Here is a 16,052-nt window from a genome sequence, read left to right as displayed (position 1 = left end):
CGGCGTGGATAAGGCTATACTGAGACTCTCCCGGGCGATTGGCGCTGCGTTCAAGCTTGTGCCTACGTCGAATTGCAAACGTCGTCTAGTATCTCGGATCACGCGTGAACTTACCCCCGAGGAGCAGGAGGCAAGGTCATGCATGCTCGTCGGCCAACACAGCATGAGCGTTACCGACGCGGTCAGGCACGGCTCGAATCAGGTGATCTACGAGGGCTATCCTGAATTCGGCTACAATTACCGCCTGACCGACCTGCACGCTGCCATCGGCGTGAGCAACTGCAACGGCTTCCCGCATTCGTCACGCGGCGGGGGCAGCTTGCAGCGCAATATGGTGAGAGCGCCTTCGCGACATCGCCGAACTGGAAACGCCTGCCGAGCCTTGCTGGACTCGCAGCAACTGGCAAAGCTACTGTGTGAAACTCCCCTACTGGTTCGACCTGCGGGGCCGTCTGCCCCCGGAAGGGAAGGGCGCGGGCCTTTGCCCTATTGTGATACCGAGGCGATGCGGGAGCACCTCGCCGAGATCAGCCGGAGCGTCGACGACGGCGCGCATGCGGTGCTCATCTTGATCAGGCCGGATGGCATGTGACGCCGAAACTCAAGGTGCTGGACAACATCACCCTGACGCTCCTGCCGCCGCGCTCCCCCGGCGCCGTGGTCCTGCGCCCTGCTACGTGGATGACCTGATGCACAGCTTGACGCGTCAGATGAATTAAGGCGCGAATCGATCAAGCCGTCAATCTTGGCAATCATATCGAGGTAACCATAGCGGACGGGCCGTCCCATGTTTTCCTTTCATCGGCCCGCCGGAAACCAAGCCCCGGTAATCCTCGCGGCCGCGCAATCCTTTGCCACGATGGGCTGAGTCGGTGAAACCACGAGCTCGGGTTCTTGACCAAAAAGCCCCAGGCTGAAGATCCGGGATACGCCTCGATGATGCTGCCCTACGCCTAAAGAGGGTATTTTGGTGTACGGTTTTCCTGGCGTAAAGTTAAAAAAGAAACTGTGCGGTTGGCGCGTGGAGCGCCTAATCGACGCGTGTATCCCAATCACGCCGGGTGAGAAGCGATGATGACAAGGCAATCTTTCATAACCGTGCTTGTCGGACCGAGCGAGTTACTTCGAGAAGGTCTAAGTCGAATCCTGAATGAAGAAGATTTTTGTATTCTTTTCTCTTCGGCTTCTGTTAACGATCTTTTGCAGAAGCCGCTGCCGCGTCACCGGTCGATCTTGCTAATCATAGATATCGGCGGTGCTGATGCGGAAGCTGAATTCGCGCAAATTGTTGAGTTTAAGGCGATTTACCCAGCCAGCCATGTCGTTGCGCTAGCTAATCACTGTCGCACGGCCGACATAGTCTCAGCTTTTCGTGCGGGGGCTGACGGGTATCTGACAAAGATCGCTGCTTACGATACCTTCATCAAAGCTCTCGAATTGGTTATGCTTGGGCAAACGGTACTATCTGCGGAAACTTCGATGGTTATTCAAGATATAATGCAAGGTTCGAAAAATGAACCGACGGCTGAACTGATAGCTGATGAGTTACCAAAGGTGGAAGATAAAGTGGAGAGTGGCGATCAAGAAAAGGTAATTTTGTCGAATCGCGAGAACTGTGTTCTGCGCCGTTTGATCGAAGGGGAGTCAAACAAAGCCATCGCGCGCGAAATTAACATTGCCGAGGCTACGGTGAAGGTAGACGTCAAAGCCATACTTCGAAAGATTCGGGTCCGCAACCGAACACAGGCCGCAGTTTGGGCGATGAATCATGGTATGCTTACTCCACCGTCTGGCAACGGCGCGTCGGGGAACGATACGGTGGTACCTCAGCGGTCTCACCATCGGCATGATCTACTTGAAGCAAAAAATGGATACCTGGTTTTCGACAATCGTCCTCCAATATGACCTGCGACAGATCTTCGTTCTGGCTGGTGCATTCACTTGCCGAAGCCTCGTTCCCGATCAAGAACGCATAGGCTCAAATCATTCTGGGCGATGGCCGAAGAGGCGCGGTGGAAACCGCATCACAGGGGCGTATCATATGGATCCCGCCAGTGTAACCACGACCCGACTTAGATCCGGTTGTTTTTTTGCCCGTTGTCCTCTGTACTCAACAGCGGTGGATCACGAATTAGATCGCCTCAAACGGTTTGAACTCTGTGCGTGATTGATAAAAAACACAAGGATGACGGATCTTTACCGCCATTTTGAATTTGAGGGGATTTTTCATTAAATGGGCCAAACAAAAACTGTTTCTGGTTTGTCGTTCAGCGAAGCCCGGATCGGAACGGTTGAAGGCGGAGAATACGGCCTCCTGGTTTGGAAATGCGACCAACTGGTGGCGGTCCTTACCCAGATCGACGAGGAAGCCTACTCCACCAAAGGCAAATGGTTCCTCGAGACGGGATTCGGGCTGCTGAGCGGGCAGCACAAGAATTTCGATACGATCGAGGAGGCCATAAGATGGGTAGGAAGACACACCTTCCCCGAGTCTGCTTAGATAGCAGTTCATCTGCCGATCCCGCCCTTGGACCTTCACAATATATAATTGAATATAATTTATTTGGGCAACAGTCGAATACGGCCGCGGGACTCGCAAGGTGGGCAGTGTTACGCTTGGGCTCACTCTTCAGCCAGAGTTCCTTCTGCGAGAAGATCGTTGACCTTGTAGGCGACTTCCGTGCGGTTGGTCGCCTTAAGTTTTTTCATGATATTGCGGATGTGGACCTTCACCGTGCTTTCGCGCAAATTCAGTTCGTAGGCGATCATCTTGTTCGCCTTGCCGCGCCGGAGCGCTTGCGCAACCTCGGCCTGCCTAACTCCCACTTCGTCGTCCAGGCCCTGGAGAACGAGCCGATCACGATCTCCGGCTCCTAGTCGCAAACCCGATCATTCTGCTATGTCGATGACCTGATCGACGGCTTGACTCGCCTGATGAATGAAGAGGCGACCTCGACGAAGCCGTCAGTCTGGGCAATCTATCGAGGTAGCAATAGCAGAACTGGCCCGCCTCAGGGGCCGTGCCAGGCAACTTCTCTGTTGCTCACCGCAGGTGCAACGCAAGGAGCGGCTCGGCAGACCATCGCGCATTTCGATGCCCGGAAGGCACCCGTGCTGTTGTGCGCGCTGCGCCGCATCGCCCTGGCCCACACCCAGCCGCCACTGCCAGCTGTGAGACGTTGCTCCTCAAGCTGCTGAAGCTCGGGCGCTGGTCAGGATCAGCGCGCGCCAGTCAAGATCGCCTTCTCCTCGGCATCCCAAAAATGGCGGGTGGTCGCGGACGGCCCCTGTGCCCGCGGTTCTCCCGCCTGTCACGCCGCGCCGCCCCGCGCCAGACCGGCGGCACCACCCATGCCCCCCGGGAGTCCAAGCCCGGCAACTCTCGCGGCCCGCGCATCCGGCGCCACGATGGTGCTGGCTGCCGCCCGGAGCGGCTGAAAGCCAGGGCTCGCACCCCTCACCAAGGCCTCAGGCTTGAGAAATCGGGGGTAGCCCTCGAGGATGCTGCCCTACGCCTAAAGAGGGTGTTCATGTATATGGTTTTCCTAGCGTAAAGTAACATGGTCAAAAAAGAAACTATGCGTGGAACGCCTTGCGAAACGAGCGTACCTAAATCGCGCCAGGGGGGCTACGATGACAACGAAATCCTTGATGACCGCAAAATCTTTTATATCAGTGCTTGTCAGTCCAAGCGAGTTACTCCGAGATGGCCTTGTTCGAATTCTGGATGCAGCAAAGTTTCGCATTCTTTTCTCTGCGGCTTGTGTTTACGATCTTCTGCAGAAGCCGCTAGCCCAGCACCGGTCCATCTTGCTCATCATGGATGTCGGCGGTACTGATGTGGATGCCGGATTCGCCCAAATTGCAGACTTTAAAGCGGTTTATCCCACCAGCCATGTCGTTGCGCTAGCCGATCACTGTCGATCGACCGATATAGTTTCAGCTTTTCGTGCGGGGGCTGACGGTTATTTGACAAAAGTCGCTGCTTACGACACCTTCATCAAAGCTCTCGAATTGGTTATGCTAGGGCAGACGGTGTTACCTGCGGAAACTTCGACGTTTATTCAAGATATAAGGCATGGTCTAAAACATGACGTGGTAGCTGATGAGTTAGCAAAGGTGGTTGTCAAAGTGGAGCATGAGGATCAAGAACTATCAATTTTGTCAAATCGGGAAAACTGCATTCTACGTCGCCTAATCGAAGGGAAGTCTAACAAAGCTATCGCGCGCGAAATTAACATTGCCGAAGCTACAGTGAAGGTACACGTCAAGGCCATCCTTCGAAAGATTCGGGTCCGCAACCGTACACAGGCTGCAGTTTGGGCGATGAAGATGCTTACTCCAGCGTCCGGCAATGGCCCGTCGGGGACCGAAAGGACGGCAACTCAGCCTTCTCACCATCCGCAAGAGCTACTTGAAGCACAAAAGGAGTATCACCTTCTCAAGACCATTCATCCGGTGTGACCGCCACCCCGTCTTGACGTATCGTCCTTCGGGCTGGTGTTACCTGCATTGTGCTGCCGCACGCGACGTGGTGTTAACCCGGCCAGGTTCGACGTCCATCAGGACCACCGGGAGGTCAACCAACTGACCTGGAACGTCTTCCGCGATCATCTGGTGCTCGAATACGATCCCGAAATGGGACGGCGACCTTTGCCAGCCCAATGCCTTACGTGCCGCTCGCGGCCGACGTGCTGGAACGCAAGATCGAGTTCCTCGACAAGCACTTCGGAACGCAGCGCTCCAAGGACTGGTTCGACCGCGAGACACTCGCTGGGCTTGCGAGGTTGCGTGACATGGAATGCCAGGCACCGAGCATTTCGCCGAGGCTTTCACGGTCCGAAGCAGTTTCACACATTCTCTCGCAAAAAACTCACCGGGAGACCGTCGAAAAATCGAGTGGGACTTGAACTCACCGGGCGATGTGCTAACTAATTCGTCTACAGCGGTTCGGCACAAAGACATCTACAAGGAAAGACAGTACAGAACTAGCCTTTCGAGCCGACCGTTTTTACTATCCATTTTGAAGTTGAGGGATTCATCAAAGTGGGCAAAGAAAACATTGCTCCTGGATTTTCGTTCAAGAAAGCCCGGATCGGAACGGTCGAGGGTGGAGAATCCGGCGTTCTGGTGTGGAAATGGGACCAACTCGTCGCGGTCCTTACTCAGATCGACGAGGAAGCCTACTCCACGAAGGGCAAATGGTTCCTCGAGACAGGGTTCGGGCTGCTGAGCGGGCAGCACAAGAATTTCGATACGATCGAAAAAGCCATAAGATCGGTGGCCAGACGCACTTTCCCCGACACTGCAGATGGATCGGCGGATTCAGTGGCAGGAAGTTAACCCGATTTGCTGTCAGCTTCCGACCTGGCGGAAGTGCATTTCAAGCCGTCGACCGCGAGGCCAGTCTCCTGTCGGCGCGAACTTTTTGGCTTTGCGTGCCGATGCAGGTCCCAGCGAAGCCTTTCGGCCCGGTGTCTGATGCATACCCTCACCGGCGGGACCTACACCCGTTTGTCAGACGGCCGTCATCTTATTGGTCCGCAACCGAAGTGAGGTCGTGCCCATCACCGCCAGTGCACCGTCGGCGCTCTATCGTCTTCATGACAGCCGCCTCGTCGCGGGTGTAGCCACGACGAGAGACGGCATGGGCACTCCACGCCTGAATGTCTTGCAGGGAACAGGGGACGGTATGTCTGCGCCGGCTTGCCGGTGGGGTCGAGCGTGGAGAGCTTCTGCGGCATCTCGTATTCGACGTACTGTTGCACCCCAACGGGCTCGAGGAAGCCCGGCGCGAGGACGGGATACTGGTCCTCGCCTTTCGCCGACGTGTGGCTGCCGCCCGGGATCAGTTCACGGCCGCGTTCGTGCAGGGACGGATTTGCGAAAACGAAGGCTTTGCTCAGACATGCGGACCTCCATTCCGGCAGCAAGGTCTACATGCTCGGCTGAGGATTTACGCGTTCTCTATAAGGTCTCGGTTAGCCCTTGTGGTGGAAGCCCGAGGAGGCGGACCACTGCCTGTGACACCGCGCCCTTGGAACAGCTTTCCAGAGGACTGCAGAACAAGATCATCGTAACGAAGCCGCGCGTTTCGGAGCACCCCGCCAAATCCCCCTACAGCATACTATCAGGAGGCTCGGGGCAACCAACCGCACCGGGGCAGGGGCCGCTGTGTCTCGGGCGGCTCCCGGATGCCATTCACTGCAACGGAGATCCCCCGACTTTCACAAACACGGGCCCGCCAGGATTCACCGGAGGCGGGCAGTCTTATTGCTTGGGATACGCTTCAGCAAGAGTTCCTTCCGCGAAGAGATCGTTGACCTTGTAGGCGACTTCCGTGCGATTGGTCGCCTTCAACTTCTTCATGATATTTCGGATGTGGACCTTCACGGTGCTTTCGCGCAGGTTCAGTTCGTAAGCGATGATCTTGTTCGCCTTTCCGCGCCGGAGCGCTTGGGCGACCTCGGCCTGCCTGAGCGTGAACATGCCTTTCAAAGGCTGCGTGTCGCGGCTGTCTGAACCTATCAGGTGGCGCATGCAAAGGACACTGCTCGCCGGGACGAAGATGCCTCCCGCTGCCGCAAGGTTGATAGCCTCGACACAGACATCGATTCCGACCGAGGTCGGAATGTAGCCGCGTGCGCCGCATTCGAGAGCGGTCAGTATGTGTGCAAGATCTTCGGTGTCGGCCAGGATAACCACCGGGACCGATTTGAATTCGGACGAAATATGCTTAATCTCGTCTGCGATGCCATGATCGGTGACCTTCCGGCCGCCAAGGTTGAAGAGTATGGCTGCAAGGGGAGGTGCCGAGCCCTTCTTCACGCGCCATTCATCCATCGAACCCATGGCGGCGATCTCCATGCCGAGTTCGTGGTCCGCGAGGGCCGATGCGAGACACTCGCGGTCTAGGGCCCTTCCGTCCAGGATGAGGAGGCATCCCCTGCCTCCTTGGCCGTGGACATTTTCCGTTCCGCTGGACAGGACTCCTGACCGATTGGCCGAAGTGTGATTATGCCGTCCTGCTGTGGAACCCATGTCAATCCCCAATCTTTTCGCATACAAGCCGCGTTGCGGCTGCCAAAACTCCCCTCATTGTCTCGCAATTTGAAAGTTTGAATACCCAGCCCTGTGTTTGAATGCGCTCGTGTATGAATACCCGGCCTTGTGAAGGCGTGACGCTCACCCAGCTCGCGCGTTCTCAGCAGTTCTTCGCCCCCTAGCGAGAACAGCTTGTGCAGCCTATCGACTATTTATAAGCGTTCTCTAACATAAGTTAATTTTTGGGAAATTTCACGTCGACGGTCTCGCCTGAGGGCATGTGTTGAGACCGCGTCACCCGCCTTGAAGCCTCCCGCGAGTTCGATCGTGACGCGCGGGTCCGGTCAGATTCAATCTCTTTGGCCATGTGCCAACCGTTGAAACGATTCCCGACCGCTCAAGGAATGCCAAGGAGTGGGATAGCTCTGCGAGGTTGATCAACCGGGTTGGCGATGATGCCATTCTCAGGAATGGGACCGCTTAGCCAACCCCAACCCCAGCAGCCATTCGAGGGAGGACCGGTAGTTCCTCGCGATTGTAGACGAGAATTCCTGAAAGTGGATATTGGCATGACCAGGGCGCAGTTCGTGGCATCCTTGGCCAAGCGCTTTAGGTCCGAGAACACCCGGCTGTATCTGCCGAGTTTATGGGCAGCTTACACGCATTTCGGCAGCACCTTCTCCTCATGCGATAGGCCATGGTGCCGTCGGTCATGATAATCGGGCCTTTGCGGCTGCCCTCGTCAAGATAGACTGCGGCCAGGTAAGCCCAATACCAGCCCGGAAAACATCGTGTGGAACTGCTCCAGCGACGGCGCATTGTCGCCTTCCAGCAGAAATTTTGCTGATGGCCTATGCGCTGGCGCCCAGCACCGCGCCGCAGGGCGACGCGAAAGCCCCGCCAGAGACAATTGAACCCGAGCTAGAGGGAATAACCTTTACCTGAGGTACTCGCTGTCGAATCCGGCTGTTTTGACCAGCTTCTTGCGGTTGATCACCTCTACATGGCCTGCCCTGAAAGCGACGAGATCGGCCTTGCGGAGTTCCCCCAACGTCCGATTGAGGTGAACGGTGGTCATTCCCAGGATGTCGGCCAATTCGTGCTGGGTAAGGGGACACTCATATCGTCCATGGGCCGACAGGCCAACGCTCGAGAGCCTCTCCTCCAACTCGAGCAGGAAATGGGCGGTGCGGCTCATCGCGTTCCGCCGCCCGGCATTCATGAGATGTTCGGCAAGGATGGCGTTCAGGCGGGCCAGGGAGCAGGCGATAGTCTTGCCGAGGCGGCCTTCCGACAAAATGGCCTCTACCAGTTTCTTGCTGGAAATTTCATAAACAGCTAGTTCGGTTATGGACGCCAGGGACGCTAAACGGGGTCCGTCCACGGAACGGAACCCGACAATGTCCCCCCGCAGAGGAGTGTCGATGATCTGCCGTTCTCCGTCCAGTAGTCCGCGGTAAAGGAGGGCCCAACCCGATTTTACGATGAATATCCCATCGTTGTTGTCATCCTGGCGGCATATCACCGAATGGGGTTTGTAAATTCTTGCGGTCACACCGAGAAAATCGTTGTTACCCCAATCGTCCTTCGAGAATGTCCCCCCTACGGGATGCGAGTGTATGAACTGCAACAGTGTTTGCATGTTGCTTCGATTTCCGCACAACCTACAATAATTGCTCCCGCACGAGTTTCACAGAAGGACCACCGACGGTAGAGGCAGGATTGCCTACTGTCCTCGTCTGTTTGAATGAGGTAGACTCCCTTGAGATCAAGGGATTGCAAGCATCAGGCGGCCAAATCTTCCGACTTACGCGACACGATCCACGCCAAGGCCTGCAGAAGTGCGGTAAGATCATTGCTCAGCAGCAGCTAGCCTGCGACCGGCGTCCTAGCTCTCGCCGGACCAAGTCAAATGTCGGATCATCGGGATAAGTCGGCACATTGAACCCATGTCGCGTCGATCCCAATAGCAGCCCGATTTTCGTCTTGAGGCCAGCCGTCCGGCACATCTTGCTAAGTAGGCGAGCGGATTTCGCGGCGCTGAAGCGCAGACCGCTGACCAGCAGTCGGACCATCGGCGCGACCGGAAATGGTTGCTGTCGGTGCTCCGGTGCGGCTCGTGTCGTTGGGCGTAGTTAAAGAGACCAAAGCGACCACTGTCCGAATAGCCGAGTTCAGAAGCCGTTTGACAATCATTGCGGACACTCAGCCTCTGATGTACTTTAGTACTTGATAAATGAGGAATATGCCCGCTGTCGCGACGGCTTTTCTCTCTTTCTGTCTCGGCAGATTGCATGCCCTCTAATGGACCTTGCTACCACATGCTGTGTTCTCGTGGTTGCCACGTAACAGCGGTTAGGGATTTGCCATGCTCCGACTTTGCGGATTCATCGCAGCCTTCATCCTTACGAGCTTCACGACCTTTGACGCTTGCGCCGACCGAAGGGTCGCTTTTGTCATCGGCAATTCGGACTACCGACAATTCCCCGCTCTTAAGAACCCGGCCAGGGATGCCGAGGATGTATCCAAAACGTTTCGACTGGCCGGTTTTGAGGTCTTCGTCGCCAGCGATCTGACCAAGCTGCAGTTCGAGGAGCAGTTTCGCAACTATCTGGCCGCAGTCGACGGCGCCGACCTAGCCGTGGTCTACTATTCCGGTCACGGCTTCCAGATCGGCGGCGAAAACTTCCTGATCCCGGTCGATGCGTCGTTGAAGCAGGCGGCTGACATCGAGGTCCAGGCCGTCAAGCTCAACGATGTGCTGGAACAGTTGCGTTCGAAATCAAAGATCCAGGTGATCCTCCTCGATGCCTGCCGCAACAATCCGTTTCCGCGCAAGAATTACTGGCTGAGAGACCAGCTCATCACTGCCGGCAATACCGGGCTCGCGCAGGTCAGAAGCTCGCTCAACACCCTGATTGCCTTTGCCACCGAACCCGGGGCGGCGGCTTATGACGGCGCCGGCGAACTCAGCCCGTTCTCGGCGGCGTTTTCCCGTCGCGCGCTGGCCCCGAACCAGGAGATCCGCACCGTAATGGCGGCGGTGCGCCGCGATGTGGTGGAAGCCACAAACGGCCTCCAGGTTCCCTGGGAGAACTCGTCGCTGATCGACGAGGTCGTGCTAATGCGCCGCAGCAATCGCCCCTCGCTGCCGCCGGTGCTGGAAAAGGTCGTGCTGTCGGGAGTGGGACCCGTCGGCTTGGGCCTGCCCGAACCGATCGACGTCGACGGCGGCACGATCACCTTGAGCATCGAAAGACCGCCTGCCCTGGGGCGCCTGATGCTGGACGGCAAGCCTGTCGAGGTGGGCGTGCCGATCCAAGGCAAGGACCTGCCCCATTTGCAGATGGATGTTCCCAAGGGTGTCGCTACGCAGGAAGAGGTGGATATGCTGGCCTATGCCACGCACGACAACTGGGGCGGCCAAACCCAGGGCATCGTGGTATTTCGGGTCAAGAGCGGCGAAGGTGCGCAAGGCGAACAGATCATGGCCTCGCTCGAAGCCGAGCAGAAAGAACAGGTGCTGGAGCGTGGCATCCATATCACCGGTGCGGCCGAGGCGATCGAAAACCGCGACATCGATGTTCCCGTGGGTGTCGGTCCGGTTGCGCTGAACCTGGACTTCCCGACCGATGATCCCGCGGTCAGCCTGAAAGTTTCGGGTTATCCGGCAACGGGAACGCTCTCGCTGCCCGATCGAACCCTGGCGCCCGACTCGAGCCTGAGGTCCGGTGAAGTCGACCGGCTGCGCTACGAACCCCAGATCGGCGCCGAAGCCACGGTCGAGGTTGGCTTCGAAATCCGGGCGGACAGCAGATCATCCAAGCCCGCCACAATGAAATTATCGCCAACAGTGGATCCGTGCGATACGGCTGCCGGCGAGCCTCTCGACCTGCAAGGCGTCGTCCCCGGCCTGCTCCCAAATGAAATTCGCGCCAGCGCGGTGGAGGTTTGCGAAGCCGCGGTCAAGGCTTATCCCGATGTCGCGCGCTTTCGCTATGAACTGGGACGCGCGCTCCTTGCGGCAGGCAAGGTCCAGGAGGGCAGGACAGCCATCGAGGAAGCCGCCAAGAAGGGACACGTCCGTGCCGTGTTCGAGCTCGGCTACATGTATGCGACCGGAACCGGAATGGCCGTCGACCGCGCACAGGCCAACGCGCTTTACGCGGCGGCGTCCGACAAGGGGGATCCCTATGGCATGACGTCGTGGGGTCGCGCCTTGTTCAATGGGTATGGCGTCAAACCTGATACCAGCAAGGGTTTGGACCTGCTGCTCAAGGCAGCGGCAATGGGGCACACCTATGCAATGAACGATCTTGCCGCAATCTTCACCGAGGGCCGCAACGGCGTGACCGCCGATCCGGCCCGCGCCGTTGCCTTCCTGGAGGCCGGCGTCCAGCGGCAGGACATGTATTCGATGAACCTGCTCGGCCGCAATTACTTGTCTGGGCAGGGCGTTCAGAAGGACCCGAAAGAGGCGCTGGCGCTTTTTCAGAAGGCAATCGATCTCGGCCAGCCCTACGCTCCGGGCAGCCTCGCACGCATGTATCGGGACGGTGTCGATGTGGAACGGAACCTAGCGGAAGCGCAAAGATTGTTCGAAATTGGGATCGCGCGGGGCGATCAGTTCGCAGCTTACGATCGCGCGGCCCTCGAATTGCAAAAGGGCGACAAGGCCGATCAGGCCGTTGCGGTGCGTTTCCTTGCGTTTGCGGCTGCGCTCGACCTGCGCAAGGAACTGCCGGATGCCCAAAGGACGTTGGCAAAATTCGGACCGAAGCCGAAAACGGCGGCGTTGAAGCAGCTGCGCCAGGAACTGAAATCGAAGATCCCCGGGTCCGGTTCACTCGACACTCAACTGGTTGGCGCGGCCAGACGAGTCTGGGAAGAAGCCAATCCGCGTCGGGACTTGTTTTGATCAAGGAGGAGGCAAAGGTGGAAAGGGCATTGAAGCGAGCAATCATCGGAACAACGCTATCCGGCGTCCTGGCGGGCCTCATGGGCTGCAATTCTCTGACACCCAAATTTGAACCGACGGCGCTGGTCGGCACGCCCCCGCCGAAGGTCGTTCGCACGATGCCTCGGCCAAAGGCGGTCAAGCCCACTCCCAAACCGGTGGCCGCCAAGAAAGTGATTATACCGGTTGAAGAGGTGCCTGTTCCTGCGCCTGTCATCATTCCTCCTTCGGGCGGGAGCGGAAGCGGAGGCGGGGGAGGCGGCTGGGGGGGTTGATCAGGTCAGGTTGTGAGGGCCAAAGAAGGATCGCACGACCGTAGCGTTCCGTGGCCTTTGATCGATTCAGGAGGACCAGTAAGGCACCGCCGGACGAAAGGGGCGGCAAACAGATATGTTCAACCTACCGCCACCGCGCCACACCTCGACTGTACCAGATGTTCCGGTTCCTGAACCAGGAGGTTGCGCCATTTCCTGACGCCTAAGAAAGAGAGACAAAGTCCGGATCGGCACACATTATTGTCATTCGCAATGTCGTCCCGCTGGATGCTTGCCCAGCTGACCTCGACTCGCACGTTGTCAAAGCGCTTCTTTCACCTCACATGTCTATTTCCGCGCTGTCGCCGTTATCATGCCCACCTGAAGCGGCATGGAGCCGTCCACCACGAACTGCTGCCATTGCGCAGATGTCCCGCTCGAGCGCATCGCGTTTCACCGGGTCGGCTTGAGCGACCAATACGCGCTTTATGCTTGCTTCAAGCTCTGATCGGGCGCGTTGCCCGACCGGCTCGTTGTGCGGGAGGGACTGATTTGACTCTATGGCCCAGCAGGAGCAGTGGCAGATGGAGGGGCTGCGCCGCGGGACTCTACGCGCGCTACCATTATGACGGCAGGAACGAAGAAGCAGTAGTCATGGACCGAAGCTATGCCTTCAATCACGCCCAGCATGGCGCGGACATAGGCGAACTCCGGCGAAGAGTTTGACAGCGGAGATCAGCGCAAGATGTCCGACAGGCTGTCGGGCTTCTTCTCGCCAAGCGTCAGATCAAGGCCCGACAGCAGGTCGATGAGATGGCTTCGCATCAGGTCGGACGCGTCTTTTGCGTCGTGTTTTTCGATGGCATCGACAAGGGCGTGATGGGCCTGGCTTTCGCAGGTGGTATCGCGGCGGCGCCAGTAAAGCGCGATGATCAGCGACGACCGCGACAGCAGGTCTTTGACGAAGCCGGTTAGGATCGAATGGCCGGCGATTTCGGCGATGCCGACATGGAATTTTGCCGACAGCATAATGGCGTCGCTGTCGCGGCCGGCATGCAGGGCCTCGTGCTCTTTTTCGAGATGAAGCCGCAGTTGCGCGATCTCGGCCGGCTTTGCCACGTCGGCGGCAAGCGCCGCGACCTTGGGCTCGATCAGCGCCCGCGCTTCGAACACCTCGCGCGCTTCCTGCTTGGTCGGCTGGGCGACGAACGCACCGCGGTTCGGCTCGAGCCGGGCCAAGCGGTCATGCGACAGCGCCTGCAGCGCCGCGCGTATCACCGCGCGGCTCACCGAATAGATCGAGGCGAGTTCGTCCTCGGGCAGTTTTGTACCCGGTGCGAGGCGGTGGCTGACGATGGCGTCGCGCAGGCCGGCATAGACCGGAAACCAGCGCATCGCCGGTTTGTCGTCATCCCGTGTCTTTGGTCCAAGCAGGTCCATCGTCTCATTGTCCTGGCGGCCCGATCGCATAGCGGCGCGAACACCGCGTTTCAGGCCGGACATCGAACATCCTGTGCGGGAATGTCAACAAATTTGCACGCATCAGGATACACGGCCGGAGGGCGAAAAGGACGCAAAGATTCCGGCGAAGGATTTTTCGAGTGGAACCTGATAGCCGCCGCGCTTCGAAGTCGACAGGCCAAGGCCGACGAGGCTCTCGCACAGTTTTACCGCGCAGGCGACGCCGTCGAGCACGGGAACGCCGTGTTCGCGGCTGAGCGCAGCGGCGAGATCGGCCATGCCGGCGCATCCCAGCACAATCGCTTCGGCCCCGTCGTCGCGGATGGCGCACTCGATCTCCTCAGAAATTCGATGGCGGGCGTTGGAGCCGAGTACTTCGAGCTCCAGAACGGGAACGTCGCTTGCTCGCACCCTGGCGCAGCGGCTGGCGAGGCCGTAGCGCACCAGATTGTGCTCAATCGCCGGCACCGAACGCGACAGCGTCGTCACGACGCTGAACCTGCCGGCAATCAGGCTCGCCATGTGAAACGCCGCTTCGCCGATGCCGACCACCGGCATCTCCCCGACGCAGCGCGCCGCGTCTAGGCCGGTGTCGTCGAAGCAGGCGATGACGCAGGCGCTCGCCGCCGGATGTTTCTGGATCTCGCCGATCATTCCCGGGATGGCGAAGACCTCGTCGAAATAGCCTTCTATGCTCGGCGGCCCATCCTTCGGATTGGCCGCGATGATCCTGGTGCCGGCCGAAGCCGCGGCGCGTGCTGCCTTGCCGATCTTCTCGGTCATGGACGCGGTGGTGTTGGGATTGACGACGAGTATGTCCATTTGCGCCTTCATATTTCGCCGCCGAGATAGAGTTTCTTGACCCGATCGTCGGCAAGCAGCTCAGCCGAATATCCGGCCAGCGCGATCGTTCCGGTCGTCAGTGCGTAGGCGCGCTGCGAGATGCGCAGCGCCATGCGCGAATTCTGCTCGACCAGCAGCACGCTGACCTTTTCGTCGCGGTTGATCGCGACGATCGAGCGGGCGATGTCCTGCACGAGCTTCGGCGCGACGCCGAGCGAGGGTTCGTCGAGCAAGAGCAGCTTCGGCTTGGCCATCAGCGCCCGCCCGATCACCAGCATCTGCTGTTCGCCGCCGCTCATCGTGCCCGCCGTCTGCGAATAGCGTTCCTTCAGGCGCGGAAAACGCCCGAGCACCATGTCCAGCGTCCTGGCGATGTCGGCCTTGTCGGTGCGGGTGAATGCGCCCATCATCAGATTGTCGCGCACGGTCATGTAGGAAAAGACGCGCCGGCCCTCCGGCACCATAGCGATGCCCATCCTGACTAGTTCGTCCGGCCGCGTTTTGTCGATGCGGCGGCCCTGGAAATGGATCTCGCCGCTGCGGACTTTTTTCAGGCCGGTGATGGCGCGCAGGATTGACGATTTGCCCGCACCGTTCGCGCCGATCAGCGCTACCGTCTCGCCCTCGTTGACGCTCAGTGACACGCCCTTCAGCGCATAGACGTGGTCGTAGTAGAGTTCGACATTGGAGACGCTCAGCAGTTCGCTCATGGCTAAAATCCGATCGTCTCGTCTTCGGCGCCGAGATAGGCTTCGATGACCTTTTCGTTCTCTTGGATTTCTTTCGGCGTTCCCTCGGCGATTTTGACGCCGAAGTTCAGGACGACGATACGGTCGGAAATGTTCATCACGGCGGGCATGTCGTGCTCGACGAGTAGCACGGTCACGCCGCGTTTGCGGACGCCGCGCACCATTTTCACCGCACGCACGGTTTCGTCGTGGTTCATGCCGGCAAAGGGTTCGTCGAGCAGGAGCACGGTCGGGTTGGTGGCGAGGCCGATGGCAATTCCCAGCGCGCGCAGATGCCCGTGCGGCAGCGTGCTCGCGATCTCATGCCGTTGCGCGCCGAGATCGAGGAAGTCGATGATCTCGTCGGCGGATCGGCCGAATTCGGCCTCGTCGCGCCGCGCTGTAGTCGTGCCGAGATAGAAGCCGGCAAGGGTGGCATTGGAACGCAGGTGATGTGCGATTATGACATTGTCGCGCACGGTCATGCCCTTGAAGATCGTCGTCTCCTGGAATGTGCGGACGACGCCTTTCCGGGCGACGATATGCGGCGCCAGGCCTGAAATCCGCTGTCCGCCAAACAGCACCTCGCCCGAGGTCGGACTGAGGAAAGAGGAAATCAGCTTGAACAGCGTTGATTTGCCGGCGCCGTTGGGACCGATCACGGAGAGGATTTCGCGTTCGCGGACCGCGAAGGAAACATTGTTGACCGCGACCAGCCCGCCGAAGCGTTTGGTCACTGCCTTGATCTGGAGAAGCTCAGTCATG

The 16,052-nt window shown here is 58.6% G+C and carries 11 protein-coding genes and 5 pseudogenes; 8 read left to right on the top strand and 8 right to left on the bottom strand.

Annotated features, from left to right (window positions below; genetic code table 11):
* Window positions 1-154: 154 nt before the first annotated feature.
* The 3 genes and pseudogenes from X773_RS76540 to X773_RS63450 form a co-directional block, all read left to right on the top strand.
* Window positions 155-428, top strand: a pseudogene (locus X773_RS76540) (DegT/DnrJ/EryC1/StrS family aminotransferase); the annotation flags it as partial.
* Between the two features lie 53 nt (window positions 429-481).
* A pseudogene (locus X773_RS78300) lies at window positions 482-651 on the top strand (IS630 family transposase); the annotation flags it as partial.
* A 420-nt stretch (window positions 652-1,071) separates the two neighbouring features.
* Entirely contained in the window at window positions 1,072-1,905 is an 834-nt protein-coding gene (locus tag X773_RS63450; RefSeq protein WP_023678647.1) for a response regulator transcription factor, read from the top strand.
* 226 nt (window positions 1,906-2,131) lie between these two features.
* Here the strand turns inward: X773_RS63450 and X773_RS76535 are convergent, their stop codons facing one another.
* Together X773_RS76535 and X773_RS63445 are read right to left on the bottom strand one after the other, a co-directional pair.
* The gene (locus X773_RS76535; protein ID WP_156937391.1) at window positions 2,132-2,512 is read right to left on the bottom strand and encodes a hypothetical protein; all 381 of its coding nucleotides are present in this window, start codon (window positions 2,510-2,512) and stop codon (window positions 2,132-2,134) included.
* Between the two features lie 110 nt (window positions 2,513-2,622).
* Window positions 2,623-2,820 (bottom strand): annotated as a pseudogene (locus X773_RS63445) (LuxR C-terminal-related transcriptional regulator); the annotation flags it as partial.
* Between X773_RS63445 and X773_RS78295 the strand changes: the two are divergent.
* From X773_RS78295 to X773_RS77460, 4 genes and pseudogenes are all read left to right on the top strand, one after another.
* Window positions 2,821-2,937, top strand: a pseudogene (locus X773_RS78295) (NAD-dependent epimerase/dehydratase family protein); the annotation flags it as partial.
* Between the two features lie 696 nt (window positions 2,938-3,633).
* Entirely contained in the window at window positions 3,634-4,464 is an 831-nt protein-coding gene (locus X773_RS63440; protein ID WP_051406176.1) for a response regulator transcription factor, read from the top strand.
* A gap of 90 nt (window positions 4,465-4,554) precedes the next feature.
* Window positions 4,555-4,814 (top strand): annotated as a pseudogene (locus X773_RS63435) (PIG-L family deacetylase); the annotation flags it as partial.
* Window positions 4,815-5,046: 232 nt separating this feature from the next.
* Window positions 5,047-5,343: a hypothetical protein gene (locus X773_RS77460; RefSeq protein ID WP_023678641.1), complete on the top strand. Its 297-nt coding sequence runs from the start codon at window positions 5,047-5,049 to the stop codon at window positions 5,341-5,343.
* Between the two features lie 927 nt (window positions 5,344-6,270).
* On the opposite strand, the gene X773_RS63425 is transcribed toward X773_RS77460, so the two are convergent.
* Entirely contained in the window at window positions 6,271-7,041 is a 771-nt protein-coding gene (locus tag X773_RS63425; RefSeq protein WP_084641415.1) for a response regulator transcription factor, read from the bottom strand.
* 940 nt (window positions 7,042-7,981) lie between these two features.
* Window positions 7,982-8,686 (bottom strand): Crp/Fnr family transcriptional regulator, encoded by a 705-nt coding sequence (locus X773_RS63420; protein ID WP_023678639.1) that lies wholly within the window; start codon window positions 8,684-8,686, stop codon window positions 7,982-7,984.
* A gap of 726 nt (window positions 8,687-9,412) precedes the next feature.
* Here X773_RS63420 and X773_RS63415 point away from each other — a divergent pair.
* Window positions 9,413-11,962, top strand: a complete 2,550-nt coding sequence (locus tag X773_RS63415; RefSeq protein WP_023678638.1) for a caspase family protein — start codon at window positions 9,413-9,415, stop codon at window positions 11,960-11,962.
* A gap of 1,028 nt (window positions 11,963-12,990) precedes the next feature.
* On the opposite strand, the gene X773_RS63410 is transcribed toward X773_RS63415, so the two are convergent.
* The 4 genes from X773_RS63410 to X773_RS63395 all read right to left on the bottom strand — a co-directional run bounded on the left by X773_RS63410 (window position 12,991) and on the right by X773_RS63395 (window position 16,051).
* Window positions 12,991-13,695 carry a GntR family transcriptional regulator gene (locus X773_RS63410; protein ID WP_031212180.1) on the bottom strand — a complete coding sequence of 235 codons (705 nt, stop codon included), beginning with the start codon at window positions 13,693-13,695 and terminating at the stop codon, window positions 12,991-12,993.
* Between the two features lie 102 nt (window positions 13,696-13,797).
* Complete coding sequence (locus tag X773_RS63405; protein ID WP_031212178.1) at window positions 13,798-14,538, bottom strand: aspartate/glutamate racemase family protein; 741 nt, start codon at window positions 14,536-14,538, stop codon at window positions 13,798-13,800.
* An 8-nt stretch (window positions 14,539-14,546) separates the two neighbouring features.
* The gene (locus X773_RS63400) at window positions 14,547-15,269 is read right to left on the bottom strand and encodes an ABC transporter ATP-binding protein (RefSeq protein ID WP_023678635.1); all 723 of its coding nucleotides are present in this window, start codon (window positions 15,267-15,269) and stop codon (window positions 14,547-14,549) included.
* Window positions 15,270-15,271: 2 nt separating this feature from the next.
* On the bottom strand, window positions 15,272-16,051 hold the full coding sequence (locus X773_RS63395) for an ABC transporter ATP-binding protein (protein ID WP_023678634.1): 780 nt from the start codon (window positions 16,049-16,051) through the stop codon (window positions 15,272-15,274).
* Window position 16,052 lies beyond the last annotated feature (1 nt).

This window comes from Mesorhizobium sp. LSJC280B00 (assembly GCF_000502835.1).
Lineage (GTDB): Bacteria > Pseudomonadota > Alphaproteobacteria > Rhizobiales > Rhizobiaceae > Mesorhizobium.
The sequence above is the reverse complement of the archived record's forward strand: the minus strand, read 5'-3'. Positions and strand labels throughout refer to the sequence as shown.